The 24,243-nt window shown below is 66.3% G+C and carries 26 protein-coding genes; 2 read left to right on the forward strand and 24 right to left on the reverse strand.

Translation table 11 applies throughout. From position 1 onward, the window contains the following. Positions 1 to 4: 4 nt before the first annotated feature. The 9 genes from ccmI to ccmA form a co-directional block, all read right to left on the reverse strand. Positions 5 to 1,216, reverse strand: coding sequence for a c-type cytochrome biogenesis protein CcmI (ccmI, locus tag ACA097_RS04365; protein WP_160286261.1), 1,212 nt, complete (start codon positions 1,214 to 1,216; stop codon positions 5 to 7). Beyond that, positions 1,213 to 1,683 carry a cytochrome c maturation protein CcmH gene (gene ccmH / locus ACA097_RS04370; protein WP_160286260.1) on the reverse strand — a complete coding sequence of 157 codons (471 nt, stop codon included), beginning with the start codon at positions 1,681 to 1,683 and terminating at the stop codon, positions 1,213 to 1,215. Before ccmH ends, ccmI begins: the two co-directional genes overlap by 4 nt. Further along, positions 1,680 to 2,222 (reverse strand): thiol:disulfide interchange protein DsbE, encoded by a 543-nt coding sequence (gene dsbE, locus ACA097_RS04375; protein ID WP_371368736.1) that lies wholly within the window; start codon positions 2,220 to 2,222, stop codon positions 1,680 to 1,682. Before dsbE ends, ccmH begins: the two co-directional genes overlap by 4 nt. Before the next feature lie 2 nt (positions 2,223 to 2,224). Continuing rightward, positions 2,225 to 4,201: a heme lyase CcmF/NrfE family subunit gene (locus ACA097_RS04380; RefSeq protein ID WP_043250732.1), complete on the reverse strand. Its 1,977-nt coding sequence runs from the start codon at positions 4,199 to 4,201 to the stop codon at positions 2,225 to 2,227. Between the two features lies 1 nt (position 4,202). Further along, positions 4,203 to 4,682: a cytochrome c maturation protein CcmE gene (ccmE, locus tag ACA097_RS04385; protein WP_043250730.1), complete on the reverse strand. Its 480-nt coding sequence runs from the start codon at positions 4,680 to 4,682 to the stop codon at positions 4,203 to 4,205. Further along, positions 4,679 to 4,855: a heme exporter protein CcmD gene (ccmD, locus tag ACA097_RS04390; protein ID WP_043250728.1), complete on the reverse strand. Its 177-nt coding sequence runs from the start codon at positions 4,853 to 4,855 to the stop codon at positions 4,679 to 4,681. The genes ccmE and ccmD overlap by 4 nt, the downstream gene beginning before the upstream one ends. Continuing rightward, positions 4,852 to 5,598: a heme ABC transporter permease gene (locus tag ACA097_RS04395; protein ID WP_156958007.1), complete on the reverse strand. Its 747-nt coding sequence runs from the start codon at positions 5,596 to 5,598 to the stop codon at positions 4,852 to 4,854. The genes ccmD and ACA097_RS04395 overlap by 4 nt, the downstream gene beginning before the upstream one ends. Positions 5,599 to 5,662: 64 nt before the next feature. Continuing rightward, the gene (gene ccmB, locus ACA097_RS04400; protein WP_043250723.1) at positions 5,663 to 6,334 is read right to left on the reverse strand and encodes a heme exporter protein CcmB; all 672 of its coding nucleotides are present in this window, start codon (positions 6,332 to 6,334) and stop codon (positions 5,663 to 5,665) included. Continuing rightward, entirely contained in the window at positions 6,331 to 6,987 is a 657-nt protein-coding gene (gene ccmA / locus ACA097_RS04405; protein WP_371368740.1) for a cytochrome c biogenesis heme-transporting ATPase CcmA, read from the reverse strand. The genes ccmB and ccmA overlap by 4 nt, the downstream gene beginning before the upstream one ends. Positions 6,988 to 7,177: 190 nt before the next feature. Between ccmA and ACA097_RS04410 the strand changes: the two genes are divergently transcribed. Beyond that, positions 7,178 to 8,776, forward strand: a complete 1,599-nt coding sequence (locus ACA097_RS04410; protein WP_160286258.1) for a flagellar hook-length control protein FliK — start codon at positions 7,178 to 7,180, stop codon at positions 8,774 to 8,776. Next, complete coding sequence (locus ACA097_RS04415) at positions 8,773 to 9,120, forward strand: EscU/YscU/HrcU family type III secretion system export apparatus switch protein (protein WP_052355210.1); 348 nt, start codon at positions 8,773 to 8,775, stop codon at positions 9,118 to 9,120. The genes ACA097_RS04410 and ACA097_RS04415 overlap by 4 nt, the downstream gene beginning before the upstream one ends. Here ACA097_RS04415 and ACA097_RS04420 read toward each other — a convergent pair. From ACA097_RS04420 to flhA, 15 genes are all read right to left on the reverse strand, one after another. Further along, on the reverse strand, positions 9,077 to 9,568 hold the full coding sequence (locus ACA097_RS04420; protein ID WP_371368743.1) for a hypothetical protein: 492 nt from the start codon (positions 9,566 to 9,568) through the stop codon (positions 9,077 to 9,079). The genes ACA097_RS04415 and ACA097_RS04420 overlap by 44 nt on opposite strands. A gap of 152 nt (positions 9,569 to 9,720) precedes the next feature. Beyond that, a complete protein-coding gene (locus tag ACA097_RS04425) occupies positions 9,721 to 10,131 on the reverse strand; it encodes a DUF2802 domain-containing protein (protein ID WP_371368745.1) in 411 nt (136 codons plus the stop codon). A 1-nt stretch (position 10,132) separates the two neighbouring features. After that, positions 10,133 to 10,612, reverse strand: coding sequence for a chemotaxis protein CheW (locus tag ACA097_RS04430; protein WP_043250714.1), 480 nt, complete (start codon positions 10,610 to 10,612; stop codon positions 10,133 to 10,135). 79 nt (positions 10,613 to 10,691) lie between these two features. Continuing rightward, positions 10,692 to 11,594: a chemotaxis protein CheW gene (locus ACA097_RS04435; protein WP_371368748.1), complete on the reverse strand. Its 903-nt coding sequence runs from the start codon at positions 11,592 to 11,594 to the stop codon at positions 10,692 to 10,694. An 82-nt stretch (positions 11,595 to 11,676) separates the two neighbouring features. Further along, the gene (locus ACA097_RS04440) at positions 11,677 to 12,465 is read right to left on the reverse strand and encodes a ParA family protein (protein ID WP_371368750.1); all 789 of its coding nucleotides are present in this window, start codon (positions 12,463 to 12,465) and stop codon (positions 11,677 to 11,679) included. A 46-nt stretch (positions 12,466 to 12,511) separates the two neighbouring features. Further along, positions 12,512 to 13,390 carry a flagellar motor protein MotD gene (motD, locus tag ACA097_RS04445; protein WP_371368752.1) on the reverse strand — a complete coding sequence of 293 codons (879 nt, stop codon included), beginning with the start codon at positions 13,388 to 13,390 and terminating at the stop codon, positions 12,512 to 12,514. Between the two features lie 13 nt (positions 13,391 to 13,403). Further along, positions 13,404 to 14,144 (reverse strand): flagellar motor protein, encoded by a 741-nt coding sequence (locus tag ACA097_RS04450; protein ID WP_160286255.1) that lies wholly within the window; start codon positions 14,142 to 14,144, stop codon positions 13,404 to 13,406. Between the two features lie 17 nt (positions 14,145 to 14,161). After that, on the reverse strand, positions 14,162 to 15,268 hold the full coding sequence (locus ACA097_RS04455) for a chemotaxis response regulator protein-glutamate methylesterase (protein WP_043250704.1): 1,107 nt from the start codon (positions 15,266 to 15,268) through the stop codon (positions 14,162 to 14,164). Between the two features lie 49 nt (positions 15,269 to 15,317). Next, positions 15,318 to 17,579: a chemotaxis protein CheA gene (locus ACA097_RS04460; protein ID WP_371368754.1), complete on the reverse strand. Its 2,262-nt coding sequence runs from the start codon at positions 17,577 to 17,579 to the stop codon at positions 15,318 to 15,320. A gap of 30 nt (positions 17,580 to 17,609) precedes the next feature. Then, positions 17,610 to 18,395, reverse strand: coding sequence for a protein phosphatase CheZ (locus tag ACA097_RS04465; protein ID WP_043250700.1), 786 nt, complete (start codon positions 18,393 to 18,395; stop codon positions 17,610 to 17,612). Between the two features lie 19 nt (positions 18,396 to 18,414). After that, on the reverse strand, positions 18,415 to 18,786 hold the full coding sequence (locus ACA097_RS04470; RefSeq protein WP_156958006.1) for a chemotaxis response regulator CheY: 372 nt from the start codon (positions 18,784 to 18,786) through the stop codon (positions 18,415 to 18,417). A 225-nt stretch (positions 18,787 to 19,011) separates the two neighbouring features. Then, positions 19,012 to 19,755, reverse strand: a complete 744-nt coding sequence (fliA, locus tag ACA097_RS04475; protein ID WP_371368756.1) for an RNA polymerase sigma factor FliA — start codon at positions 19,753 to 19,755, stop codon at positions 19,012 to 19,014. Continuing rightward, positions 19,752 to 20,582: a flagellar synthesis regulator FleN gene (fleN, locus tag ACA097_RS04480; protein WP_371368758.1), complete on the reverse strand. Its 831-nt coding sequence runs from the start codon at positions 20,580 to 20,582 to the stop codon at positions 19,752 to 19,754. The genes fliA and fleN overlap by 4 nt, the downstream gene beginning before the upstream one ends. Before the next feature lie 158 nt (positions 20,583 to 20,740). After that, positions 20,741 to 22,051 (reverse strand): flagellar biosynthesis protein FlhF, encoded by a 1,311-nt coding sequence (gene flhF, locus ACA097_RS04485; RefSeq protein WP_371368760.1) that lies wholly within the window; start codon positions 22,049 to 22,051, stop codon positions 20,741 to 20,743. A gap of 11 nt (positions 22,052 to 22,062) precedes the next feature. Then, positions 22,063 to 24,186 (reverse strand): flagellar biosynthesis protein FlhA, encoded by a 2,124-nt coding sequence (gene flhA / locus ACA097_RS04490; RefSeq protein WP_043250695.1) that lies wholly within the window; start codon positions 24,184 to 24,186, stop codon positions 22,063 to 22,065. Positions 24,187 to 24,243 lie beyond the last annotated feature (57 nt).

Below are 24,243 nucleotides of genomic sequence, written 5' to 3' on the forward strand. Positions count from 1 at the left end.
TCGGTCAATGCGAGTCCGGGCTGTCGATTGTCACTGCCTGATCGCCCGCACCGGCAGCAGTAGACAACGGCTGGCTGCGTCCGATCCATTCCCCGCTGATCGCATTGCCAGCGCGCGACACGCGCGCCACGAGTTCGACGTTGGGGAAAGCCGACAGCTTGAGCTGCGGCATCATGGCGTCGGCATCGCTGAGCGTGACCGCGCGCGGCAGATCGGCGACCTTCAGGCGCTTGACCGCCAGCGGCATGGGCGGGCCGTTCACCGCACGGGCGAAGACGAAGACGCTGTCGTCCGGCTTGACCTGCCCTTTCACCGCGTCGCTCAGGCTGACTTCGACCTTCAGCTGCAAACCGTTGCTGGCCGGTGCAGCCGGGGCTTCCGGCAGGCTCTCGCCGCGCTCGGCAAGGCGTTGGCGAGCGCGTTCGATGCCGCTCTGGATCGCCTCGCGCGAAGGATCGTCGGCCGGCAGCACCTCGACCAGGCGTTGCCAGTAGCCGGCGGCGTCGGCGTAGCGCTTGTCCTCGAAGGCTGCGATGCCCAGCAGGCCGAGGGTGGTGACTTCGTGCGGGTCCTGCTTGAGCGCCTCGTCGGCCACCGTTTGCGGCTGACCGGCCATCTTCTTGCCATTGGCGAAATACAGCGCCTGCGCCCACTGGCCAAGCACCTCGGCCTGGCGACCGGAAAGCGTGGCGGCGCGCTCGAAGGCGGCGGCGGCGTCGGTGAAGCGCTCCTGGGTCATGTAGGTACGGCCGAGGAAGTACCAGCCTTCGGCGGAATCCGGTTGGGCCTTCACGGCCTTCTCCAGGCGCGCGGTCATCTCTTCCATCGAGTGCGGCGGCTGGGCGAATTCACGGGCCAGGGCGAGCTTGTCGCTGGCGCCCCAGTGCAGGTAGAGCCCAAGACCGAGCAAAGGCAGCAGTACCACGGCGATCAGCGGAGCCACGCGCCCCAGGCGCGAGCGGCGTTCGCCATCACCTTCGGTGTCGGCCAGCAGTTCGCGGCTGGCCTCGTTGCGGCCGGCCTGCAACTGGGCGTCGTCGAGAATGCCCGCGGCGTGTTCCGCGGCCAGTTCGGCCAGGCGCTCCTTGTACAGCGCGACGTTGAGGGCGGTGCGGTCTTCCTCGGTCTGGGCGCGACGGCCACGCAACAGCGGAATCAGCAGGAAAGCCATGGCCACCAGCATCAGCAGGCCGGCGGCGAGCCAGAAGTCGATCATTTGTCTTGGTTATCCAGCAATTGATTCAGACGAGCCTGTTCCTCGGCGGACAGCGTGGCGGCAGGACCGGTGGCGCCGCGGCGGCGACGCGCAACCATGACGCCTATCACCAGCACGCCGAAGCCCAGCAAGGCAGCCGGGCCGAACCAGAGCAACCAGGTGCGTTCGTTGACCGGCGGCTTGTAGCGCACGAAATCGCCGTAGCGGGCCACCATGTAGTCGACGATCTGGTCGTCGCTCTTGCCCTGCTGCAGTTGCTCGTAGATCTGCTTGCGCAGGTCGGCGGCGATGGGCGCGTTGGAGTCGGCGATGTCCTGGTTCTGGCACTTAGGGCAGCGCAGCTCGGTGGTCAGGTCGCGGAAACGCTGGCGCTCGCCTTCGTTGGGGAATTCGTAGGTGTCGATCGCGGCGCGTGCCACGCCGCACAGGGTCAGGCCCAGCAGGGCCACGGCAAGCAGGCGCTTCATTTGCCACCCGCCTCGTCGACCAGGCCCTGGTAGATCGGCGCGAGCTGCTCGCGCCAGACCTTCTCGTCGACGGCGCCGACCAGCTTGTGGCGGATGATGCCGTTCTTGTCGATCAGGTAGGTTTCCGGCGCGCCGTACACGCCCAGGTCCAGCCCCAGGGTGCCCTGGGCGTCGGCGATGTTCAGCACGTAGGGGTTGTGCAGCTCGTTCAGCCACTTCTGCGCGGCGGCGTTGTCGTCCTTGTAGTTGATCCCGACGATCACCACGCCCTGCTCCGCCAGCTGGGTCAGCACCGGATGCTCGAAGCGGCAGGTCGGGCACCAGGTGCCCCATACGTTGACCAGCGCCGGCCGGCCCTTGAGGTCTGCCAAGGTGAAGGTGCGGCTCGGTTCCAGCACGCCAGGCAGCGAGAAGGCCGGGAACGGCTTGTCGATCAGCGCCGAGGGCAGCTCGGACGGGTCTTTCCACAGCGCCTTGTAGAGGAATACCGCGACGATCAGGAAGATCGCCAGCGGCAACAGCAGGATCGCACGCTTCAAATTCAGGCTCCCTGTCCGGCGGCGAGACCTAGGGCCTCGCGCACCTTGGTTTTCACTTTCAGCCGGTAGCGTCGGTCGAGCGCCGCCAGCACCCCGCCGAGGGCGGTCAGCAAGCCGCCCAGCCAGATGAAGCGCACGAACGGCTTGATGTGCAGGCGCACGGCCCAGGCACCGTTGTCCAGCGGCTCGCCCAGGGCGACGTAGAGATCGCGGGTCAGGCTGCCGTGGATGCCGGCCTCGGTCATCATCGAGCGCTGCACGCTGTACAGGCGCTTCTCCGGGTGCAGCACGGCCACTTCGCTACCGTCACGGGTGACGCGGATGGTGCCCTTGTCGGAAGTGAAGTTGGGGCCTTCGAAGTGCTTGGTGCCCTCGAAGGCGAACTGGTAGCCGGCCAGTTCGACGCGATCGCCCGGCGCCATGCGCAGGTCGCGCTGGGCGCTGAACTGGCTGGTCAGCACCACGCCGATGGCGCAAACGGCAATGCCAAAGTGCGCCACCTGCATACCCCAGTAACTGCGATTGAGGCTGGCGGCACCGGCGATCACACCCTTGTGGCGGACCTTGTCGAGGAAATCACGCACGCCGCCCAGCACCACCCAGGCGGCCAGCAGGAAGACTGCCAGCACCTGCCAGTGCAGGTCGCCATAGGCGAAGGTGGCAAGGCCGCCCAGCACTACGGTGGCGATCAGCACAGGCGTGAGCATGCGCAGCAGCCATTCGCCCGGAGTGCCTTTCCAGCGCACCAGCACGCCGACGGTCAGGGCCAGCATCAGCGCCGCCATCAGCGGGATGAACAGGGCATTGAAGTACGGCGGGCCGACCGACAGCTTGGCCCCGCTGATGGCGTCGAGCACCAGCGGATAGAGGGTGCCGAGCAGGATCATCGCGGCGGTAACCACCAGCACCACGTTGTTCAGCAGCAGCAGGGTCTCGCGGGACCACAGGGCGAAGCCGACCTGGCTCTTCACCACCGGCGCGCGCAGGGCGAACAGCGTCAGGGAGCCGCCGACCACCAGCAGCAGGAAGGCGAGGATGAACACACCGCGCTCCGGATCGGAGGCAAAGGCGTGTACCGAAGTCAGCACGCCCGAGCGGACCAGGAAGGTGCCCAGCAGGCTCAGCGAGAAGGCGGCGATGGCCAGCAGCACCGTCCAGCTCTTGAATACCCCGCGCTTCTCGGTCACCGCCAGCGAGTGGATCAGCGCGGTGCCCACCAGCCAGGGCATGAAGGAGGCGTTTTCCACCGGGTCCCAGAACCACCAGCCGCCCCAGCCCAGCTCGTAATAGGCCCACCAGGAGCCGAGCACGATGCCGATGCCGAGGAAGGTCCAGGCCACCAGGGTCCAGGGCCGCGACCAGCGCGCCCAGGCGGCGTCGAGGCGGCCGCCGAGCAATGCAGCGATGGCAAAGGCGAAGGCCACCGAGAACCCGACATAACCCATGTAGAGCATCGGCGGGTGGATGATCAGGCCCGGGTCCTGCAACAGCGGGTTGAGGTCGTTGCCGTCGGCCGGCGACTGCGGCAGCAAGCGCGAGAAGGGGTTGGAGGTGATGATCAGGAACAGCAGGAAGCCGGTGCTGATCATGCCCATCACCGCCAGCACCCGCGCCAGCATCTCTTCGGGCAGCTCGCGGGAGAAGATCGACACGGCGAAGGTCCAGCCGCCGAGGATCAGCGCCCAGAGCAGCAGCGAGCCCTCGTGGGCGCCCCACACGGCGCTGAACTTGTAGTACCAGGGCAGCGCGCTGTTGGAGTTGCTGGCCACGTAGGCGACGGAGAAATCGTCATGCAGGAACGCCCACGCGAGGCAGGCAAAGGCGAAGACGAGGAAGCTGAACTGCCCCCAGGCTGCCGGGCGCGCCAGGCTCATCCACTGGCGATCGCCGCGCCAGGCGCCGATCAGCGGGAAGCTGGACATCACCAGCGCCATGCACAGGGCGAGGATCAGGGACAGGTGGCCGAGTTCCGGGATCATCTCAGTTGCTCCCCTGGGCGACGTTGCCGGGCTTGGCGGACTCGACCTGGCCGAGCTTGCCGCTGTCCTTCAGCGCCTTGGTGACTTCCGGCGGCATGTATTTCTCGTCGTGCTTGGCCAGCACTTCGTCGGCGGTCAGCACGCCGTTCTCGTCGAGCTTGCCCAGGGCCACGATGCCCTGCCCTTCGCGGAACAGGTCGGGGAGGATGCCGCGGTATTTCACGGTGACTTCCTTGGCGAAGTCGGTGACCACGAACTGCACGTCCAGGGAATCGGCCGAACGCTTGAGCGAACCCTTCTCGACCATGCCGCCGGCGCGGATGCGCGTGTCGTGCGGCGCCTCGCCGTTGGCGATCTGCGTCGGCGTGTAGAACAGGTTGATGTTCTGCTGCAGCGCAGACAGCGCCAGGGCGGCAGCAGCCCCTACGCCGGCGACGATGGCGAGGACGATGTACAGGCGTTTCTTGCGAACCGGATTCACTTGTTGGCCTCCCGGCGCAGACGGCGCGCCTCTTCTTGCAGGTAACGCTTGCGGGCCAGCAGCGGCATGGCCACGTTGAGCGCCAGCACCACCAGGCTGATGCCGTAGGCCGACCACACGTACGGACCGTGATGCCCCATGGCGAGGAAATCGGAGAACGACTGGAAACTCATAATGCGCGCTCTACCTCGCTGCGAACCCAGGATGCGCGGGACTCGCGCTTCAGCACTTCCAGGCGCATGCGCACGAGCAGCACGGCAGCGAAGAAGCAGTAGAAGCCGAGCACCATGATCAGCAGCGGCACCCACATGGAAGCGGGCATCGCCGGCTTCTGGGTGATGGTGAAGGTGGCCGGTTGGTGCAGGGTGTTCCACCACTCCACCGAGTACTTGATGATCGGGATGTTCACCACGCCGACGATGGCGAGCACGGCGCTGGCCTTGGCCGCGCTGTCGCGGTTGCCGATCGCCTGGCCGAGGGCGATCACGCCGAAATAGAGGAACAGCAGGATCAGCATCGAGGTCAGGCGCGCGTCCCAGACCCACCAGGCGCCCCAGGTCGGCTTGCCCCAGATGGCGCCGGTGACCAGCGCGACAAAGGTCATCCAGGCGCCGATGGGCGCAGCGCACTGCACGGCGACGTCGGCGATCTTCATCTTCCAGATCAGGCCGATGGCGCCGGCCACCGCCAGCATCACGTAGCAGGACTGCGCCAGGAACGCCGCCGGCACGTGGATATAGATGATTCGGAAGCTGTTGCCTTGCTGGTAGTCCGGCGGCGCGAAGGCCAGGCCCCAGACCAGGCCGACGGCGATCAGCAGCGCTGCAGCGACGGCAAACCAGGGCAACCAGCGACCGCTGATCTCGTAGAACCACTTGGGCGACCCAAGCTTGTGAAACCAAGTCCAGTTCATCATCAGGCTCTGTCTGTCAGGGCACTTCTTCTAGTTGCCGGCGCCGCTTGCGCGCCCCCGGCAGGTGTCACTCGCCCACGCTGATCTTCAGGCCGGCAGCGATGGCGAAGGGTGTCAGCGTCAATGCTAACGCGGTCAGACTGGCCAGCCAGAGCAGGTGCCCGGCGGTCGGCAGCCCTTGCAGCGACGCCTGCAGGGCGCCACTTCCAAGAATCAGGACGGGGATGTACAGCGGCAGGATCAGCAACGCCAGCAGCAATCCACCACGCTTCAGGCCAACGGTCAGCGCCGCGCCGACCGCGCCGAGCAGGCTGAGCACCGGGGTTCCGAGCAACAGCGACAGCAACAGCACCGGCAGGCAGCGTACCGGTAAACCCAGCATCAGGGCCAGTAGCGGTGACAGCAGGACCAGGGCCAGCCCCGAAACGAGCCAGTGTGCCAGCACCTTGGCCAGAACCAGAAGGGGCAGCGGGTGCGGCGAAAGGACCCACTGCTCGAGCGAGCCGTCCTCGAAATCGCTGCGGAACAGGCCATCCAGCGACAGCAGCACCGCCAGCAGCGCCGCTACCCACACCAGGCCCGGCGAGAGGTTCTGCAGCATCTGGCTTTCCGGGCCGACGGCGAGCGGGAACAGGGCGATGACGATGGCGAAGAACACCAGCGGGTTGGCCAGCTCCGCCGGGCGACGGAACTGCAGGCGCGCCTCGCGCGCCAGGAGCAGGCCGAAGACGTTGCTCATGCGCCCTCCCCCGCCATTGCCCGGGCGTGCTGGCCGAGGTCCAGGTCGCGATAGCCCGAGGGCATGCGGGTCAGCGTGTGGTGCGTGGTCAGCACCACCAAACCGCCCTTCTCGCAATGTTGCGCCAGGTGCTCCTCAAGCTGGGCGACACCTTGCTTGTCGAGGGCGGTGAAGGGTTCATCGAGAATCCACAGCGGCGGCGCGTCCAGGTATAGGCGTGCCAGTGCCACGCGGCGCTGCTGGCCGGCAGAAAGGGTGTGACAGGGAACGTCTTCGAAACCGCGCAGGCCGACCGCCTCCAGCGCTCGCCAGATCGAGGCTTTGTCGGCCGGCTGATGCAGGGCGCAGAGCCAGGCGAGATTTTCCTCGGCGGTCAGCAGCCCTTTGATGCCCGCGGCGTGGCCGATCCACAGCAGGCTGCGGGCCAGTTCGCCGCGTTGGTGTTCCAGGGGTTTGCCGTTGAGTCGCACTTCGCCGTCGGTTGGCTGCATCAGGCCGCAGAGCAGGCGCAGCAGGCTGGTCTTGCCGCTGCCGTTGGGGCCGACTACCTGCAGCATCTCGCCGGCGCCCAGGCGCAGGTCGAGCCGCTCGAAGAGCATGCGCCAGTCCCGCTCGCAGGCGAGCGCCACGGTTTCGAGAAGCGGACTGGTCAAGGCATCGGCCCCCGTCGGAAAAGCGAAATCAGGCTAAAGTCGGTGCTCGGCAGGCCGCTATAGTGGCCAAGGGCGGCGCATTATACACGCCGCATTCCGGCCCCGGCGCCGGCATTTTTGACACTTTGTGAGGGCTTGCGGCGTCCTTTCGCCGCACCGACTCAGGTCGGGGCCCCTGGTAGAAGACTCCATGCCGAGCGAGATTGGCGCCTCCCGCCCGCTCCCGATCCTGCCGCAATCGCGCGCCACACTGAACGCCGCGGAGCTTTCGCTCAAGCTCGCGCAGAGCATCGGCGACCTGCTCCAGCCGGGGCAAAGCGCCCACGCGGAAGTCCTCGCAGCCCGGCAGGAACCTCTGAATTTCCAGTTGCTGTTGCGCCTTACCCTGGCCAGCGGCCAACAGGCCCTGGTGGTTGCCGACAGCCCGCAAGCGCTGCCCAAGGGCAGCAGCCTGACCATCTCGGCCCTCACCGGCACCAGCCTGGCCGCCACGCTGCTCTCTTCCACCGTCCAACAGCTCGACGAAAGTCTGCCGCTGACCAGCCTGGACCTCGACCAATTGCCGGTCGGCAGCCTGGTACAGGGCAAGGTGCTGTCGAGTACGCCGCAGGGCGGCACGCAGGCGCAGCCGGCGAGTTACCGGGTGCTCCTCAGTCTGATCGGTGGCGCCTTGGCCGGGCGCGTTCTGGATATCGACTCAAGCCGCCCGGTGCGAACCGGCACCCTGCTGAGCGCGCAGGTGCAGGACAGCCGCGCCCTGCTCTTCCTGCCGCTGGCAGGCCGCCTCGACCGCCTCGAACTGAACAACCAGTTGGGCGTGCAGCAGGCCCGCCAGGCCTCTCCCGAAGGCCTGGTCAGCGCCCTGCAGAACCTGGTCAAAAGTGGCAGCGATCTGCCACAGCCACTGCGCACAGCCGTCGAGCAACTGCTTGCCGGCTTGCCCGACGCCCGCCAGCTCAGCGATCCCAAGGGCGTCGCCCAGGCGCTGCAGCAGAGCGGCAGCTTCCTCGAGGCGCACTTGCTGCAGGGCAATGGCCCCCAGGGAAGCGACTACAAGGCCAACCTGCTGCGGCTGATCAACCAGTTGCTGCCCGATGTCGGCGAAGGTGGCCCCGATACCAGTCCGGGCCTGCTGGCGAACTTCGCCAATGGCGCCGCCGCGAACCTGGCGCGTAGCCTGCCGGCCTTCGTCCGCAACGCCCTGGGCACCCTCAACCAGAACGGCACCCCGCGCGTGCAGGGCAGCGACTTCCCGCTACCGAACCGGCAATTCAAGCAGCTGGAACAGGAGCAGGAGGAAGACCTGGAAACCCTGCTCAAGCTTGCCAGCGCCGCCCTGGCCCGCCTGCAGACCCATCAACTGAGCAGCCTGGTACAGAGCGAGCCGCTGCCCGGCGGCGGCCAGCTCAACACCTGGCAGCTGGAAATCCCGATGCGCCACGGCGACGGCGTCTTGCCGCTGCAAGTGCGCGTCCAGCAGGAAGAAGGGCGTAGCGAGCGCGAGCAGGAGCAACCTCGCGAGAGCATCTGGCGCCTGGACCTGGCCTTCGACCTCGACCCGCTCGGGCCGCTGCAGGTGCAAGCGATGCTGGCGCCGCTGGGCCTGAGCAGCCAGCTGTGGGCGGAGCGCGATAACACCGTGCGCCTGATCGACCGGGAGTTGGGACACCTACGCGAACGCCTGCAGAACGCCGGCTTCACGGTGCGCGAATTGTGCTGCCACAAGGGCAAGCCGCCGCAGGGAATGCGCACGGCATTGGAACAACGCTGGGTGGACGAAAAGGCATGAAGAGCAACAAGAACCGCCCCCGCCAGGCCATTGCCCTGAACTACGACGGGCAGAGCGCACCGACCCTGAGCGCCAAGGGCGACGCCGAGCTGGCCGAGGCCATCCTGGCCATCGCCCGCGAGCATCAGGTGCCTATCTACGAGAACGGTGAGCTGGTCAAACTGCTGGCGCGCCTGGAGCTGGGCGACGCCATTCCGGAAGCGCTGTATCGCACCATGGCGGAAATCATCGCTTTCGCCTGGTACCTCAAGGGCAAGAGCCCCGCCCCGCGCCCCGGCAACCAGGCGCTGCTGGCCGGGCCTAGCAACCTGCCCGTCGACCCAGCGGCCGAGCAACATCACTGAGCGACGCATTGAACGAACCCGGCGCGGCCTGCAGCCGCGGCTTCGTGCGCGGTTCGACGACGCTGTAATCGACCAGCGCAGCCAGCGCCTGGCGCAAGTGCGCCAGGCCGAACGGGCGCGCCAGTACCGGCAGCAGAGGAACACGACGGCTCCAGGCCCAGCGCAACAGGTCGAGCCGTTCCTGCTCGTTGAAACCGCCGATCAGCAGGAACTGCTCGATGGACGCTTCGTGCGCCAAGCGCTGCAGGTGATCCAGGTCTTCGCGGGAGAAATCGTCGTAGATGAACAGGCTGTAGCGCTGCCCATTTGCCAGCGTGGCCTCCACTTCCTCGATGCTCGTACAGAGACTCAGGTGGTAGACCTCTAGGCGATTGAGCCAGATGGCGAATTGCTGCAGGCAGCCGTGGTGCGGACAGAAAACCAGGACCCGGCGGGATGCTGGAAGCATGGAGAGGCTCCTCGACATGGCGAAATGCACGCCAATCTACCGAGCCACCCTTGTCGCTCCGATCAGATAAGTCTGATTCTTCTGTAGCCTGACTCTCAACTGGCAGCCCCCTCTCGGCACAGACAATCTCGCCGGGGTGGTTGGGAACGGCCTTACTCCTGGACCTGGCCGCCCCGATGCAGGCGCGCGATCAGGTCCGCCTCGGCCTGGGAGAGCCCGCAGGCCTGGGTCAGGTCGGCGGCCGAAGCGCCCATGCCGGCCAGGCGCGCGGCCTGGCTGAAGGACAGGCTGGTGGGATCGCGCTGCTCCAGGCGCGCCAGGCGCTCGGGCAGCGTGGCGACCTGCTTGCGCAGCTCGCCGAGCTCTTCGCCCATGCGCACGTTGACCCGCTGGTAGGCCTCGCCGCGCTTGGCCAGTTCCTTCAGGCGCAGCTCTTGCGCTGCGATCTGCGAGGCCTGCTGGACCAGCAACGCAGCCTGGCGGCGCTGCCCAAGCAGCAGCCAGACGCTGAACCCCGCCAGCGCCAAGCACGCGACCACCAGCAACCCCACCGCGACCCACATGTCAGATGCTCTCCAGCTCCGACCACTCTTCCTCGGTCATCATCTTGTCGAGTTCGACCAGGATCAGCAGCTCGCCGTTCTTGTTGCAGACGCCCTGGATGAACTTCGCCGACTCGTCGTTGCCGACGTTGGGCGCGGTCTCGATTTCCGACTGACGCAGGTAGACGACTTCGGCGACGCTATCGACCAGGATGCCGACCACCTGCTTGTCCGCCTCGATGATGACGATGCGGGTGTTGTCCGAGACCGGCGCCGGATCCAGGCCGAAGCGCTGGCGGGTGTCGATCACGGTGACCACGTTGCCGCGCAGGTTGATGATCCCCAGCACGTAGCTGGGCGCGCCCGGCACCGGAGCGATCTCGGTGTAGCGCAACACTTCCTGGACCTGCATCACGTTGATGCCATAGGTTTCGTTGTCCAGGCGGAAGGTGACCCACTGCAGAATCGGATCTTCGGCACCTTGCGCTGACGTCTTGTTCATATCCCCTAGCCTCTCGTGTGCTGCCGCGCCTGCGAATGGGCGCGGCGGTTGTCGTTCAAAGAATTACCGGGCCGGCTGCTCAGCCGCGCCCCAGGTTGCGCGCAGCGCCGCTGTCGATCAGCCCGGCGAGGGCCGAGACATCGAGCAACGCGCACATCTGTTCGATCACCGTGCCGGCCAGCCACGGGCGCTGCACGCGCTGGCTGCGCCACTTCACCTCGGACGGGTCCAGGCGCACCGAGCGGCTGACCTGGTGTACCGCCAGGCCCCATTCGTAGCCCTGCACGGAAATCACGTACTGCAAGCCTTCGCGATAGTCCTCGCGGTAGCGCTCGGGCATCACCCAGCGTGCGGTGTCGAGCACCTTAAGGTTGCCGGCCTGGCCGGGCAGGATGCCGAGGAACCAGTCCGGCTGACCGAACAGCGGCGTCAGCTCCTTGCCGGCGAGCGGGTAGATCGAGCCCAGGCACACCAGCGGTACCGCCAGGGTCAGCCCGGCGACGTCGAACAGCAGGCACTCGAAGGGCTCGGCAGCCCAGGTCGGGCGACCGTCGTCGAGCAGTGCCAGCGGTGCGGCCGGCATCTGTGCACTGCCCGGAACGTGTAAATCGATGACTTCGGCTTCGACCGGCAGCTCCGGCGTGGCAACCACCACTTCGGGCTCGACCACCGGGGCTTCGGCGCGCGGCGCGTGCAGGCGCGCATCGCGCACCTGCTCTTCGAGCACCGCAGCCTCGAACTCATCCAGGCTGACGCTCTCGACCACCGGCGTTTCGACCACCGGCTCTGCAACCGGCTGCACGACAGGCGCTTCGGCAACCAGGGTCAGCGGCGCAACGAGCACCGGAGTCGGCTGTACCGGCGCGGGCGCGGGAGCCTCGGTCTCGGCGAAGGCATCTTCGAATGTGGCCTCCTGCAGCAGCGCGTCCAGGTAGGACTGCAGCGCGAGCTGGGGGCGAGTGGCGGTAGCGGAACGGCTCATGCAGATAATCCGCGCAAAAGGGTTAAGCAGCCTATCGGCAGGACCTGGGCCGGACTTGATGGTTCTCGTCGGAAAAGCATGGTCAGGCCACCTGGCTCGCCGGCACCTGACCGAGCAGGTGCTTGAGCAGTGCGCGGTAGGCGATCACGCCGCGGCTGTTGGCGTCGTGGCGCGACGGCACCAGGCCGTGACGGCTGGCATCGCGCAGGCGGGTGTCCACCGGGATGAACGCTGGCCAGAGGGTTTCCGGATAGGTGTCGCGCAGCACGCGCAGGGCACCGATGGACGCCTGGGTACGGCGGTCGAACAGGGTCGGCACGATGCTGAACGGCAAGGCCTGGCGGCGCGAGCGGTTGATCATGTTGATGGTGTTGACCATGCGCTCCAGGCCTTTCAGGGCGAGGAACTCGGTCTGCACCGGGATCACCAGGTGCTGGCTGGCCGCCAGGGCGTTGACCATCAGCACACCGAGCAGCGGCGGGCTGTCGATGATGGCATGGTCGAATTCCTGCCAGAGCTGGGCCAGGGCCTTTGAGATCACCAGGCCGAGGCCGTTCTGCCCAGGCGACTGGCGCTCCAGCGTAGCCAGCGCAGTGCTCGACGGCAGCAGCGCAATGCGTTCGTGACTGGTCGGCAGCCGCAATTGCTGCGGCAGCCCCTCGGGCACCGCGCCCTGGTGCTGGAACAGGTCGAACACGCTGTGTTCGAGGGAATCCGGATCATGCCCGAAGTAGCTGGTCATGGAGCCATGCGGGTCCAGGTCGACCACCACCACGCGCTTGCCCGCATCGGCCAGCAGGCCGGCCAGGGCGATGGACGAAGTGGTCTTGCCGACGCCGCCCTTCTGATTGGCAACCGCCCAGACTTTCATGCTGTTCTCCCCGATCCGGATGCCCGGTTGTTGCAGTTCATTCGACTCAGCCCCCCGGCGTCGGCGACGGTGATTTGACGGCACCGGTCGCGGAAGCCTCGTTGACAGGCTCTGGTGCAGATTGCGTGCCAGCCTGCCGCAGGGTCGCGTCCGGCTGTGCCCTGGCGCTACCCACACCGCTGACACTGCGGCGCACCTCCAGGTTGCGGGAGATCACCAGCACCACCCGGCGATTGCGCGCCCGGCCTTCCGCCGTGGCATTGTCGGCCAGCGGCTGGAACTCGCCATAGCCCACCGCCGCCAGGCGCGACGGATCGACGCCGTCCTGCGCCAGAAGACGCACTATGCTCGCCGCGCGCGCGGCGGACAATTCCCAGTTGGTGGGGTACTGCGCGTTGTGGATGGGCACGTTGTCGGTGAAGCCTTCGACGTGCACCGGGTTGCGATAGGGCGCCAGAATTCCGGCGACCTTGTCGATGATGGTAAAGGCCGCATCGTTGGGCAGCGCGTCGCCGCTGGGGAACAGCAGGCTGGAATTGAGGGTGATCTCGATCCACAGCTCGTTGCCGCGCACGCTCAGCTGGTCGCTCTTGATCAGCTCGCCGAATTGCGAGCGCACCGCATCGGCAATCTGCGTCAGCGGGTCGCCGTCGACATTGTCCTCACCGCCCTGCTGCATGCTGTCGTTGGGCTGCTGGGTGGTGCGCGGGCGGTCGTCGCCAACCGGGATCGGCTTGATCGAGCGGTCCGGCTGGTTGAAGACGCCGGTCAGGGTTTCCGAGAGGATCTTGTACTTGCCCTCGTTGACCGAGGAAATCGAGTACATGACCACGAAGAAGGCGAACAGCAGGGTGATGAAGTCCGCGTAGGACACCAGCCAGCGTTCGTGATTCTCATGCTCCTCACGGTGGGGACGACGGGCCATGGCGCGACTCCGGTCAACCGAGGAAGCCTTGCAGCTTCAATTCGATGGAGCGTGGGTTTTCGCCCTCGGCGATGGACAGCAGCCCCTCCATGAGCATTTCCCGATAGCTCGACTGGCGCATGACGATGCTCTTGAGTTTGTTGCCGATCGGCAGCAGCAAGAGGTTGGCGAAGCCTACACCGTAGATGGTGGCGACGAAGGCCACGGCGATACCGCTGCCGAGCTGGCTGGGATCAGCCAGGTTGCCCATCACGTGGATCAAGCCCATGACGGCGCCGATGATACCGATGGTCGGCGCGTAACCGCCCATGCCCTCGAATACCTTCGCGGCCTGCAGGTCACGGCCTTCCTGGTTGAACAGGTCGACCTCGAGGATGCTGCGGATGGATTCGGGCTCGACGCCGTCGACCAGCAGTTGCAGGCCCTTACGGGCGTAAGGATCGCGCTCGGCGTCGGCCACCACTTCCAGGCCCAGCAGGCCTTCCTTGCGCGCGGTCATGCTCCAGCCGACCACGCGGTTGATGCCGCCAGGCAGATCAACCTTGGGCGGCAGCACGACCCAGCGCAGCATCGTCAGGGCGCGCTTGAGTACCGGCACCGGCGTCTGCAGCAAAGCTGCCGCCAGGGTGCCGCCGACCACGATGAGCGCCGCCGGGCCGTTGGCCAGGGCACTGATGTGCCCACCCTCGAGGAAGTTGCCGCCAATGATGGCGACCAGCGCGAGGATCAGGCCGACCAGGCTGAGCACATCCATTCAGCTCGCCTCCGGAGTCATGCGCAGGCCTCGGTGATATGCCGGCCGATGTCGTCGAGGCTGTAGATGGCGTCGGCCAGGCCGGCCTTGGCGATGGCCATCGGCATGCCGTAGATCACGCAGCTGGCTTCGTCCTGGGCCCACACCTGGCTGCCGCTCTGCTTGAGCATGCGCGCACCTTCGCGGCCGTCCGCGCCCATGCCGGTCAACACCACCGCCAGTACCTTGTCGGCATAGGCCTTGGATGCCGAGCCGAAGGTCACATCGACGCAGGGCTTGTAGTTCAGGCGTTCGTCGCCGGGAAGAATGCGCACCGCGCCGCGCGCGTCGACCATCATCTGCTTGCCGCCTGGCGCCAGCAGGGCCACGCCGGGACGCAGCAGGTCGCCGTCCTCGGCTTCCTTGACGGTGATCTTGCAGAGCTTGTCCAGGCGCTCGGCGAAAGCCTTGGTGAAGGCCGCCGGCATGTGCTGGATCAGCACCAGGGGCGCGGGGAAGTTGGCCGGCAGCTGGGTCAGGACCCGCTGCAGCGCCACCGGCCCACCGGTGGAGGTACCGATGGCGACCAGCCGGTAGGGCTTACGCTTTGGGGCGGCGCTGGTCGCCGCAGCAGCCGGGGCAGCCGGCGCATGCGCAGGAGCCGTGGCCGGCCGAGCGGAGAACCCGCCGCTGGCCGCCGGCGGCGTACTGGTCGCCGGCGTGGTGTGGAACGAGGCGTAGCGACGATTGGCGCGGGCGATGCTGTGCACCTTCTCGCAGAGCATCTGGCGCACCTTGTCCGGATTGCGCGAGATGTCCTCGAAGTTCTTCGGCAGGTAGTCCACCGCGCCGGCGTCCAGGGCGTCGAGGGTGACGCGGGCGCCTTCGTGGGTCAGCGAGGAGAACATCAGGACCGGCGTCGGGCAACGCTGCATGATGTTCCGCACCGCGGTGATGCCGTCCATCATCGGCATCTCGTAGTCCATCGTGATCACGTCGGGCTTGAGCGCCAGTGCCTGATCGATGGCCTCGCGGCCGTTGGTGGCCGTGCCGATCACCTGGATCTGCGGATCGCCGGAGAGGATTTCCGAGACGCGGCGACGGAAGAATCCCGAATCGTCCACCACCAGGACTTTGACTGCCATAAACACTCCCTAGGGGTCTTGGCGCGCGGGCGTCCCCGCGCGCGTCGGATCAGATACGTCGTGCGTAGCGCTTGAGCATGCTCGGTACGTCGAGGATCAGGGCGATGCGCCCGTCGCCGGTGATGGTCGCACCGGCCATGCCTGGCGTGCCCTGCAGCATCTTGCCCAGCGGCTTGATCACCACTTCCTCCTGGCCGACCAACTGATCGACCACGAAGCCGATGCGCTGGGTGCCCACGGAAAGGATCACCACGTGGCCCTCGCCCTGTTCCTCATGGGCTTCGCCGGGAACCAGCCAGCGCTTGAGGTAGAACAGCGGCAGCGCCTTGTCGCGGACGATCACCACTTCCTGGCCGTCGACCACGTTGGTCTTGGACAGGTCGAGGTGGAAGATCTCGTTGACGTTGACCAGCGGGAAGGCGAAGGCCTGGCTGCCGAGCATGACCATCAGCGTCGGCATGATCGCCAGGGTCAGCGGGACCTTGATGACGATCTTCGAGCCCTGGCCCTTGGTCGAATAGATGTTGATGATGCCGTTGAGCTGGGAAATCTTGGTCTTCACCACGTCCATGCCGACACCGCGGCCGGAGACGTCGGAGATCTCGGTCTTGGTCGAGAAGCCCGGGGCGAAGATCAGGTTGTAGCAATCCGACTCGCTCAGGCGGTCCGCGGCATCCTTGTCCAGCAGGCCCTTCTCCACCGCCTTGGCGCGGAGGATGTCCGGGTCCATGCCTTTGCCATCGTCGGAGATGGACAGCAGGATGTGGTCGCCTTCCTGTTCGGCGGAGAGCACCACCCGGCCGCCACGCGGCTTGCCGGAGCCTTCGCGCTCCTCGGGCGACTCGATGCCGTGGTCCACGGCATTGCGCACCAGGTGCACCAGCGGGTCGGCCAGGGCCTCGACCAGGTTCTTGTCGAGGTCGGTCTCTTCGCCCACCAGTTCGAGGTTGATCTCTTTCTTCAGGTTGCGCGCAAGGTCGCGGACCAGGCGCGGGAAGCGGCCGAAGACTTTCTTGATCGGCTGCATGCGGGTCTTCATGACCGACATCTGCAGATCGGCGGTGACCACGTCGAGGTTGGCCACGGCCTTGGCCATGGCTTCGTCGCCGCTGTTGCTGCCCAGGCGCACCAGGCGGTTACGCACCAGCACCAGTTCACCGACCATGTTCATGATCTCGTCCAGGCGCGCGGTGTCCACGCGCACCGTGGTTTCGGCCTCGTTGGCGCTCTTCTCCGGCGCCGGTGCGCTGGCCTGGCGTGGGCTCTCGGCAGGCTTGGCCGGAGCGGGAACGGGCTTGGGCTTGGCCACGGCAGCCGGCTTGGCCGGCGCAGGAGCGGGAGCAGCGGCGGCAGCAACCGGGCCTTCCGGCGCATCGCCGAACTTGCCCTTGCCGTGCAACTGATCCAGCAGCGCCTCGAATTCGTCGTCGGTGATGTTGTCGCCACCGGCGGCCGGCGCGGGAGCTTCGGCGGCGGGTGCGGCGGGCGCAGCAGCAACCGCTGCCACTTCGCCCTCGGCGGGGGCGCCGAACTTGCCCTTGCCATGCAACTGGTCGAGCAGCGCTTCGAACTCGTCGTCGGTGATCTCGTCGCCTTCGGCACTGACAGGCGCGGCCGGGGCCGCCGGCGCAGCAGCGGCCGGGGCCGACTCACTGGCAGCGCTGAACTTGCCCTTGCCATGCAGCTGGTCGAGCAGCGCTTCGAACTCGTCGTCGGTGATTTCGTCACTGCCGGCTTCGCTGGCCGGGGCCGGCTGTTCGACTGGCGCGGCCGCTTCGGCGCCCGGCTGCAGGGCATCGAGCAGTTGCTCGAACTCGGCATCGGTGATGTCGCCGTAGGCGGCCGGCTCGGCAGCTGGAGCCTCGACTTCGGCAGCGGCCACGGGGGCAGCAACTTCAGCAATGGCCTCTTCCTCGTCACCGCCCGGCTCGGCCAGGCGCGACAGCGCGGCGAGCAACTCGGCGGAGGCCGGAGTCGGCTCCTCGTTGTCGCGCACCTGGCTGAACATGACGTTGACCGTATCCAACGCCTGCAGGACCACGTCCATCAGCTCGGAGCTGACGCGGCGTTCGCCCTTGCGCAGGATGTCGAAGACGTTCTCGGCGATATGGCAGCACTCCACCAGCGCGTTCAGCTGGAGGAAACCTGCCCCACCCTTGACGGTGTGGAAACCACGGAAGATGGCATTGAGCAGGTCCATGTCATCGGGTCGGCTTTCCAGCTCGACCAGCTGCTCGGACAGTTGCTCGAGAATCTCGCCGGCCTCCACCAGGAAGTCCTGGAGGATTTCGTCATCGGCGTCGAAGCTCATTCGGTGCTCCCCACGGCGCGTTTGCGCACTTCAGAATCCAAGGCTGGACAACAGATCGTCGACATCGTCCTGACCGGACACGACGTCTTTCCTTGTATCGGCAGCGATCTGCGGACCTTCACCCTTGGACGATCTTTCTTTTTCGACTTCGTCGCGCATGCCCTGGTGGTCGTGCTCGATGCCCGCGTAGCGGTCCACCTGCCCGGCCATCCAGACCAGCTTGACCAGGTTGCTCTCGACCTCGGTGACCAGCTTGGTGACGCGCTTGATCACCTGCCCGGTGAGGTCCTGGAAATCCTGTGCGAGCAGGATGTCGTTCAGGTGTGCAGAAAGCTTGCGGCTGTCCTGGGCACTGACGTAGAGGAACTGCTCGACGCGCTTGGCCAGGTCGCGGAAGGCATCCGGACCGATCTCGCGGCGCATGAAGCGCGACCACTGCTCCTGCAGGTCCTTGGCCTCGTGCTCGATGTGCGTGAGCAGCGGCGAGCACTCCTCGACCAGGTCCATCGTGCGGTTGGCGGCCTTCTCGGTCATCGTCACCACGTAGGACAGACGATCGGTGGCATCGGCGATCTGCGACATTTCCGCGGCGTGCCGGGAATTCGGATCGATCTGGAAATTGACGATCGCGTTGTGCAGTTCGCGGGTGAGCTTGCCGACCTCCTGGTAGAGGCCGCGATCGCGGGTCTGGTTGAGCTCCTGGATGAGCTGCACGGCCTGCTGCACCTCGCCGCGCTCCAGGCTCTCGACCAAATCGCGCGCGTGTTTTTTCAGGGTCGACTCGAAGTCACCCGTGGAATCGTTGACGAGCTCCATGACGCCCTCTTGGTCGGAATCAGCCGACCCGCTCGAAAATCTTCTCGATCTTTTCTTTCAGCACTTGAGCGGTGAAAGGCTTGACCACGTAGCCATTGACCCCGGCCTGGGCCGCTTCGATGATCTGGTCGCGCTTGGCTTCGGCGGTCACCATCAGCACCGGCAGGTGCTTCAGGCGGTCGTCGGCGCGCACGGCACGCAGCAGGTCGATGCCGGTCATGCCGGGCATGTTCCAGTCGGTGACGAGGAAGTCGAAATTGCCGCTGTGCAGCATCGGCAGCGCGGTGGTGCCGTCGTCGGCTTCCGCGGTGTTGGTGAACCCCAGGTCGCGCAGGAGGTTCTTGATGATGCGCCTCATCGTGGAGAAGTCGTCCACGATGAGAATTTTCATGTTCTTGTCCAAGCCTGCCTCCGTCCAGTCCCGGTGCGCCGCTGCAGGCGCACCTTGAATACCTTTTGGCGAGTGCCGAGGCGGCACCTGCCTTGTTGCTTGTCTGGCACAGAGCCGCTGTTCGCCGCTCTGCCCTTTCGACGAATCGCCTGGCCATTCGCCAGTGATCGTCGGACCGGCGGGATTCTATACGTCCCGTCGGAAAATTCCGTTACTTCCGTGCACTTAGTGCGCGCGCCACTCCGACAGCCTTGCCCGCAGGCGCGCTGCGCACTGGCTATGCAACTGGCTGACCCGCGACTCGCTGACCCCGAGCACCTCGCCGATCTCCTTGAGGTTGAGCTCTTCGTCGTAGTACAGCGCCAGCACCAGGCGCTCGCGCTCGGGAAGCTTGGTGATGGCATCGGCCAGCGCCGCCTGGAAACGCTCGTCCTCCAGACCGTGGGAGGGTTCGTTGTCCAGGTGCGAGGTGTCTTCCGCCGGCCCCTGGGCCCCTTCCTGCAACAGGTCGTCGAAGCTGTACAGGCGACTGCCCTGGGTGTCACTTAAGATCGCGTAGTAATCGTCGAGACTCATATTGAGTTCGGCAGCGACTTCCTGATCTTTAGCGTCGCGACCGGTTCGCGCTTCGATGGCACGGATCGCGTCGCTGACCATGCGCGTGTTGCGATGCACCGAACGCGGCGCCCAATCGCCCTTGCGCACCTCGTCGAGCATGGCGCCGCGGATGCGAATGCCGGCATAGGTCTCGAAGCTCGCGCCCTTTCCGCAGTCATATTTCTTCGCCGCCTCGAGCAGGCCGATCATACCGGCCTGCATCAGGTCCTCGACCTGCACGCTGGCCGGCAGGCGGCCCAGCAGGTGGTAGGCGATCCGCTTCACCAGCGGTGCGTAGCGCTGGATCAGCTGTTCCTGGGAGTTCTGCGCCTGTGCCTTGGTGTACATACGCGCTCCGGAGCCGCTCATCATACGGTCGAACCCGCGGTGGGATTCTGCACCAGGCGTTCCACGAAGAACTCCAGGTGGCCACGGGGGTTGGCCGGCAGCGGCCAGCTGTCGACCTTCTGTGCAATCGCGCGGAAGGCCAGCGCCGCCTTGCTGCGCGGGAAGGCCTCATAGACTGAGCGCTGCTTCTGCACCGCCTTGCGCACCGATTCGTCGTACGGAATCGCGCCGACGTACTGCAGCGCCACGTCGAGGAAGCGGTCGGTGACCTTGGTCAGTTTGGCGAACAGGTTGCGCCCTTCCTGCGGGCTGTGCGCCATGTTGGCCAGCACGCGGAAGCGAGTCATGCCGTGATCGCGGTTGAGCAGCTTGATCAGGGCGTAGGCGTCGGTGATCGAAGTCGGCTCGTCGCACACTACCAGCAGGACTTCCTGCGCGGCGCGGACGAAGCTCACCACCGAATCGCCGATGCCGGCCGCAGTGTCCACCACCAGCACGTCGATGTTTTCGCTGATATCGCTGAACGCCTGGATCAGGCCGGCGTGCTGCATCGGCGACAGCTGCACCATGCTCTGCGTGCCGGACGCCGCCGGGACGATGCGGATGCCGCCCGGCCCCTGGAGGATGACGTCGCGCAGGTCGCATTCGCCCTCGATGACGTCAGCCAGCGTGCGCGTGGGCTGCAGGCCCAGCAAGACGTCGACGTTGGCCAGGCCGAGGTCGGCGTCGAGCAGCATGACGCGACGGCCGAGGTCGGCCAGCGCCATGGACAGATTCACCGAGACGTTGGTCTTGCCTACGCCGCCTTTGCCACCGGTGACCGCGATTACCTGAACGGGATGCATACCCATAAAAATTACCTTGTCTCTTCAACGATCCCGCCACCGGGACCCTGCCAGCTGCGGTGCTCGGCCGCAGTTGGCGTGACGGATCTACCTTGAGCATCCGTATCCGCTTGGCGGCCATCCGGCCACCGTGGGCCCCGTCTCCGGTGCCCGTCTGGAATCCTTTATCCGGCGTGTCTTGCCGGTTGCTGATACAGGCCGGCGAACATGCCGGCCATGGTGTCCTCGCAGGGCTCTTCGGGCACCTGCAGGCTCACCGCACGGCTGACCAGCTGGTGCGCGCGCGCCACCTGCAGATCATCCGGAATTCGCGGCCCGTCCGCCAGATAGGCAACAGGCAGGCGTTGTGCTATCACGAGCGACATCGCCTCGCCCAGGCTACCGGCCTCGTCCAGCTTGGTCAGTACGCAGCCGGCCAGTCCGCAGCTGCGGTAGGCGTGCCAGGCGGCCTTGAGCACCTGGCTCTGGCTGGTTGCCGCCAGCACCAGGTAATTCTTCACGTTCAGGCTCTGCGCGGCCAGCGCTTCGAGCTGCATGCGCAGCGCCGGATCGCTGGCGGGCAGACCGGCGGTGTCGATCAGCACCAGGCGCTTGCGCGCCAGCGGAGCCATGGCCTGGAGCAGAGACTGGCCGGGATCGACCAGGGTCACAGGGACATTGAGGATGCGCCCCAGCGTCTTGATCTGCTCCTGCGCGCCCAGGCGGAAACTGTCCATGCTGACCAGCGCCAGGTTGTGTGCGCCGTACTTCAGCACATAGCGGGCCGCAAGCTTCGCCAGGGTGGTGGTCTTGCCCATGCCGGCCGGACCGACCAGGGCGATCACCCCGCCCTGCTCCAGCAGGTCTTCGTCGGGTGTGCGGATGGCGCGTGCCAGGTGCGCCAGCAGCATGCGCCAGGCCTGCTTGGGATCGGCGATGGAGGCGACGCGTTCGAGCAGCTGGCGACCCAGGTCGGCCGGCACGCCCATGCGTTGCAGGCGGCGCCACAGGCCAGCCTGTTTCGGCCGCTGGCTCTGCATCTGGTTCCAGGCGATGGAGCCCAGTTGCACTTCGAGCAGTTCGCGCAAGCCGTTGAGTTCGAAACGCATCGCGTCCAGCGACTGCTGGCTGACCGCAGCCGGCGCCGGGGTTGCCGGAGCGTCCGGGGCCGCCATGGCTTCGGCCAGGGTCGGGCGCTTGGCCGGCTCGGCGCCGTACAATTGACGATCCTTGCGCGGGCTGGCGGCGGCGCGGGCCGGCGTGTCCAGTTCAGCACGGGCCTGGGCGATGCGCGCCTGGGTCTTGCGCAGCTCGGCTTCCAGCGCCGGGTTCGGCTTGCTGGCCGCGGCCGGCGGTTGGTAGTCCAGCGCCGCGGTCAGCTCGACACCGCCGGCAACCCGGCGGTTGCCGATGATGGCGGCATCCGCGCCCAGCTCATCGCGGACCAGTTTCATGGCCTGACGCATATCGGCGGCGAAGAAGCGTTTAACCTGCATGGCGCTGTCCTTCAATTCTGTCCAACGGTGGCGACGATGGTCACTTGCTTGTTATCCGGGATTTCCTGGTAGGCCAGCACGCTCATGCTGGGCACCGCCATCCGAGCGAATCGCGACATCATCGCGCGGATGGGGCCGGCTACCAGGAGGATCGCCGGTTTCCCGAGCATCTCCTGACGCTGCCCCGCCTCGACCAACGAGCGTTGCAGCTTCTCGGCCATCCCCGGCTCCAGAAGAATGCCTTCTTCCGAGCCTTGTCCGGCCTTCTGCAAGCTATTGAGCAAGATCTGTTCCAACCTTGGCTCAAGAGTGATCACAGGCAGCTCCGGCTCAAGCCCCACAATGCTTTGCACGATTGCGCGGCTCAGCGCGACGCGAACCGCGGCGACCATCGCGGCGGGATCTTGACTCTTGGCGGCCACGTTGGCGATGGATTCGGCGATGGTACGGATGTCGCGTACCGGCACCTGTTCCTGCAGCAGCGCCTGCAGGACCTTGAGCAGAGTCGACAGGGAAATCAGCCCCGGAACCAGCTCTTCCGCCAGCTTCGGCGAGGATTTGGCCAGCAGCTGCATCAGTTGCTGGACCTCTTCGTGGCCGAGCAGCTCGTGGGCATGCTTGTGCAGCACCTGGTTGAGGTGCGTGGCGACCACGGTGCTGGCGTCCACCACCGTGTAGCCAAGGGACTGCGCCTGGTCGCGCTGGCCGGCCTCGATCCACACCGCTTCCAGGCCGAACGCAGGGTCCTTGCCGGCGATGCCGTTGAGGCTGCCAAACACTTGACCGGGGTTGATCGCCAGTTCGCGGTCCGGATAGATCTCCGCTTCCGCAACGCTGACGCCCATGAGCGTCAAACGATAGGCGTTGGGCAGCAGGTCCAGGTTGTCGCGAATATGTACCGAGGGCATGAGGAAGCCCATGTCCTGCGACAGCTTCTTGCGGACGCCCTTGATCCGCGCCAGCAACTGGCCGCCCTGGTTGCGATCGACCAGCGGGATCAACCGGTAGCCCACTTCCAGGCCGACCATGTCCACCGGGGTCACGTCGTCCCAGCCCAGCTCCTTGGTCTCCTGGGCGCGCTGCGCCGGCAGCAGCTCCTGCTGACGCTGCACTTCCTGGGCCTCAGCCTGGGCCGTCTTGCGCTGGCGCTGCACGATCATCCAGGCGCCAGCACCGGCCAGCGCACCGAGGCCGATGAAGGAAATGTGCGGCATGCCCGGGACCAGGCCCATGGCGATGAGGATGGCGGCAGAGATGGCCAGCGCCTTGGGCGAGGAGAACATCTGCCGGTTGACCTGGGCGCCCATGTCTTCGGCGCTGGACACGCGGGTCACCATGATCGCGGCGGAGGTCGACAACAGCAGCGAAGGCAACTGCGCCACCAGGCCGTCACCGATGGTCAGCAGGGCATAGACCTTGCCGGCGTCGCCGAAGGACATGGCGTGCTGGATCACGCCGATGGCCACGCCACCGATCAGGTTGATGAAGAGGATTAGCAGGCCGGCGACGGCGTCGCCGCGGACGAATTTCGAGGCACCGTCCATGGAGCCGTAGAAGTCGGCTTCCTGGGCCACTTCGGCGCGGCGCTTCTTCGCCTCGGCCTGCTCGATCAGGCCGGCGTTGAGGTCGGCGTCGATGGCCATCTGCTTGCCGGGCATGGCGTCGAGGGTGAAGCGAGCGCTCACTTCGGAGATACGCCCGGCGCCCTTGGTGACCACCACGAAGTTGATGATCATCAAGATCGCGAAGACCACGATGCCGACCACGTAGTTGCCGCCGATCACCACCTCACCGAAGGCCTGGATCACCTTGCCGGCAGCAGCGTGACCGTCATGGCCGTGCAGCAGCACCACGCGGGTTGAGGCGACGTTCAGCGCCAGGCGCAGCAAAGTGGCGACCAGCAGGATGGTCGGGAATACGGCGAAGTCCAGCGGGCGCAGGGCGTACACGCAGACCAGCAGGACGACGATGGACAGCGCGATGTTGAAGGTGAAGAGCACGTCCAGCAGAAACGGCGGGATCGGCAGCGTCATCATCGCCAGCATCGCCAGCAGCAGCAGCGGCACGCCGAGGCTGCCACGGCCCATCCCGGCCAGGTTGCTGCGCACTGTTCCGATCAATTGCGTACGATCCACCCCGAACTCCCCTGCCCTGGCGCGGGCCTTTGGCCCACGAACATCAAAGTTTTGACG

Origin of the sequence: Pseudomonas sp. QL9 (assembly GCF_041409665.1) — a bacterium.
GTDB lineage: Bacteria > Pseudomonadota > Gammaproteobacteria > Pseudomonadales > Pseudomonadaceae > Pseudomonas > Pseudomonas knackmussii.

What these genes read in the sequence shown, in the direction of transcription:
- ACA097_RS04395 (WP_156958007.1), bottom strand. Translation starts at nt 5,598, where the DNA reads ATGATGAACTGGACTTGGTTTCACAAGCTTGGGTCGCCCAAGTGGTTC.
- flhF (WP_371368760.1), bottom strand. Translation starts at nt 22,051, where the DNA reads ATGCAGGTTAAACGCTTCTTCGCCGCCGATATGCGTCAGGCCATGAAA.
- fleN (WP_371368758.1), bottom strand. Translation starts at nt 20,582, where the DNA reads ATGGGTATGCATCCCGTTCAGGTAATCGCGGTCACCGGTGGCAAAGGC.
- ccmB (WP_043250723.1), bottom strand. Translation starts at nt 6,334, where the DNA reads ATGAGCAACGTCTTCGGCCTGCTCCTGGCGCGCGAGGCGCGCCTGCAG.
- ACA097_RS04415 (WP_052355210.1), top strand. Translation starts at nt 8,773, where the DNA reads ATGAAGAGCAACAAGAACCGCCCCCGCCAGGCCATTGCCCTGAACTAC.
- ACA097_RS04455 (WP_043250704.1), bottom strand. Translation starts at nt 15,268, where the DNA reads ATGGCAGTCAAAGTCCTGGTGGTGGACGATTCGGGATTCTTCCGTCGC.
- ACA097_RS04430 (WP_043250714.1), bottom strand. Translation starts at nt 10,612, where the DNA reads ATGAACAAGACGTCAGCGCAAGGTGCCGAAGATCCGATTCTGCAGTGG.
- ccmI (WP_160286261.1), bottom strand. Translation starts at nt 1,216, where the DNA reads ATGATCGACTTCTGGCTCGCCGCCGGCCTGCTGATGCTGGTGGCCATG.
- ccmD (WP_043250728.1), bottom strand. Translation starts at nt 4,855, where the DNA reads ATGAGTTTCCAGTCGTTCTCCGATTTCCTCGCCATGGGGCATCACGGT.
- ccmH (WP_160286260.1), bottom strand. Translation starts at nt 1,683, where the DNA reads ATGAAGCGCCTGCTTGCCGTGGCCCTGCTGGGCCTGACCCTGTGCGGC.
- ACA097_RS04380 (WP_043250732.1), bottom strand. Translation starts at nt 4,201, where the DNA reads ATGATCCCGGAACTCGGCCACCTGTCCCTGATCCTCGCCCTGTGCATG.
- ACA097_RS04465 (WP_043250700.1), bottom strand. Translation starts at nt 18,395, where the DNA reads ATGGAGCTCGTCAACGATTCCACGGGTGACTTCGAGTCGACCCTGAAA.
- motD (WP_371368752.1), bottom strand. Translation starts at nt 13,390, where the DNA reads ATGGCCCGTCGTCCCCACCGTGAGGAGCATGAGAATCACGAACGCTGG.
- ACA097_RS04470 (WP_156958006.1), bottom strand. Translation starts at nt 18,786, where the DNA reads ATGAAAATTCTCATCGTGGACGACTTCTCCACGATGAGGCGCATCATC.
- ACA097_RS04435 (WP_371368748.1), bottom strand. Translation starts at nt 11,594, where the DNA reads ATGAGCCGTTCCGCTACCGCCACTCGCCCCCAGCTCGCGCTGCAGTCC.
- fliA (WP_371368756.1), bottom strand. Translation starts at nt 19,755, where the DNA reads ATGATGAGCGGCTCCGGAGCGCGTATGTACACCAAGGCACAGGCGCAG.
- ACA097_RS04450 (WP_160286255.1), bottom strand. Translation starts at nt 14,144, where the DNA reads ATGGATGTGCTCAGCCTGGTCGGCCTGATCCTCGCGCTGGTCGCCATC.
- ACA097_RS04440 (WP_371368750.1), bottom strand. Translation starts at nt 12,465, where the DNA reads ATGAAAGTCTGGGCGGTTGCCAATCAGAAGGGCGGCGTCGGCAAGACC.
- ACA097_RS04425 (WP_371368745.1), bottom strand. Translation starts at nt 10,131, where the DNA reads ATGTGGGTCGCGGTGGGGTTGCTGGTGGTCGCGTGCTTGGCGCTGGCG.
- ACA097_RS04410 (WP_160286258.1), top strand. Translation starts at nt 7,178, where the DNA reads ATGCCGAGCGAGATTGGCGCCTCCCGCCCGCTCCCGATCCTGCCGCAA.
- ACA097_RS04460 (WP_371368754.1), bottom strand. Translation starts at nt 17,579, where the DNA reads ATGAGCTTCGACGCCGATGACGAAATCCTCCAGGACTTCCTGGTGGAG.
- ACA097_RS04420 (WP_371368743.1), bottom strand. Translation starts at nt 9,568, where the DNA reads ATGCTTCCAGCATCCCGCCGGGTCCTGGTTTTCTGTCCGCACCACGGC.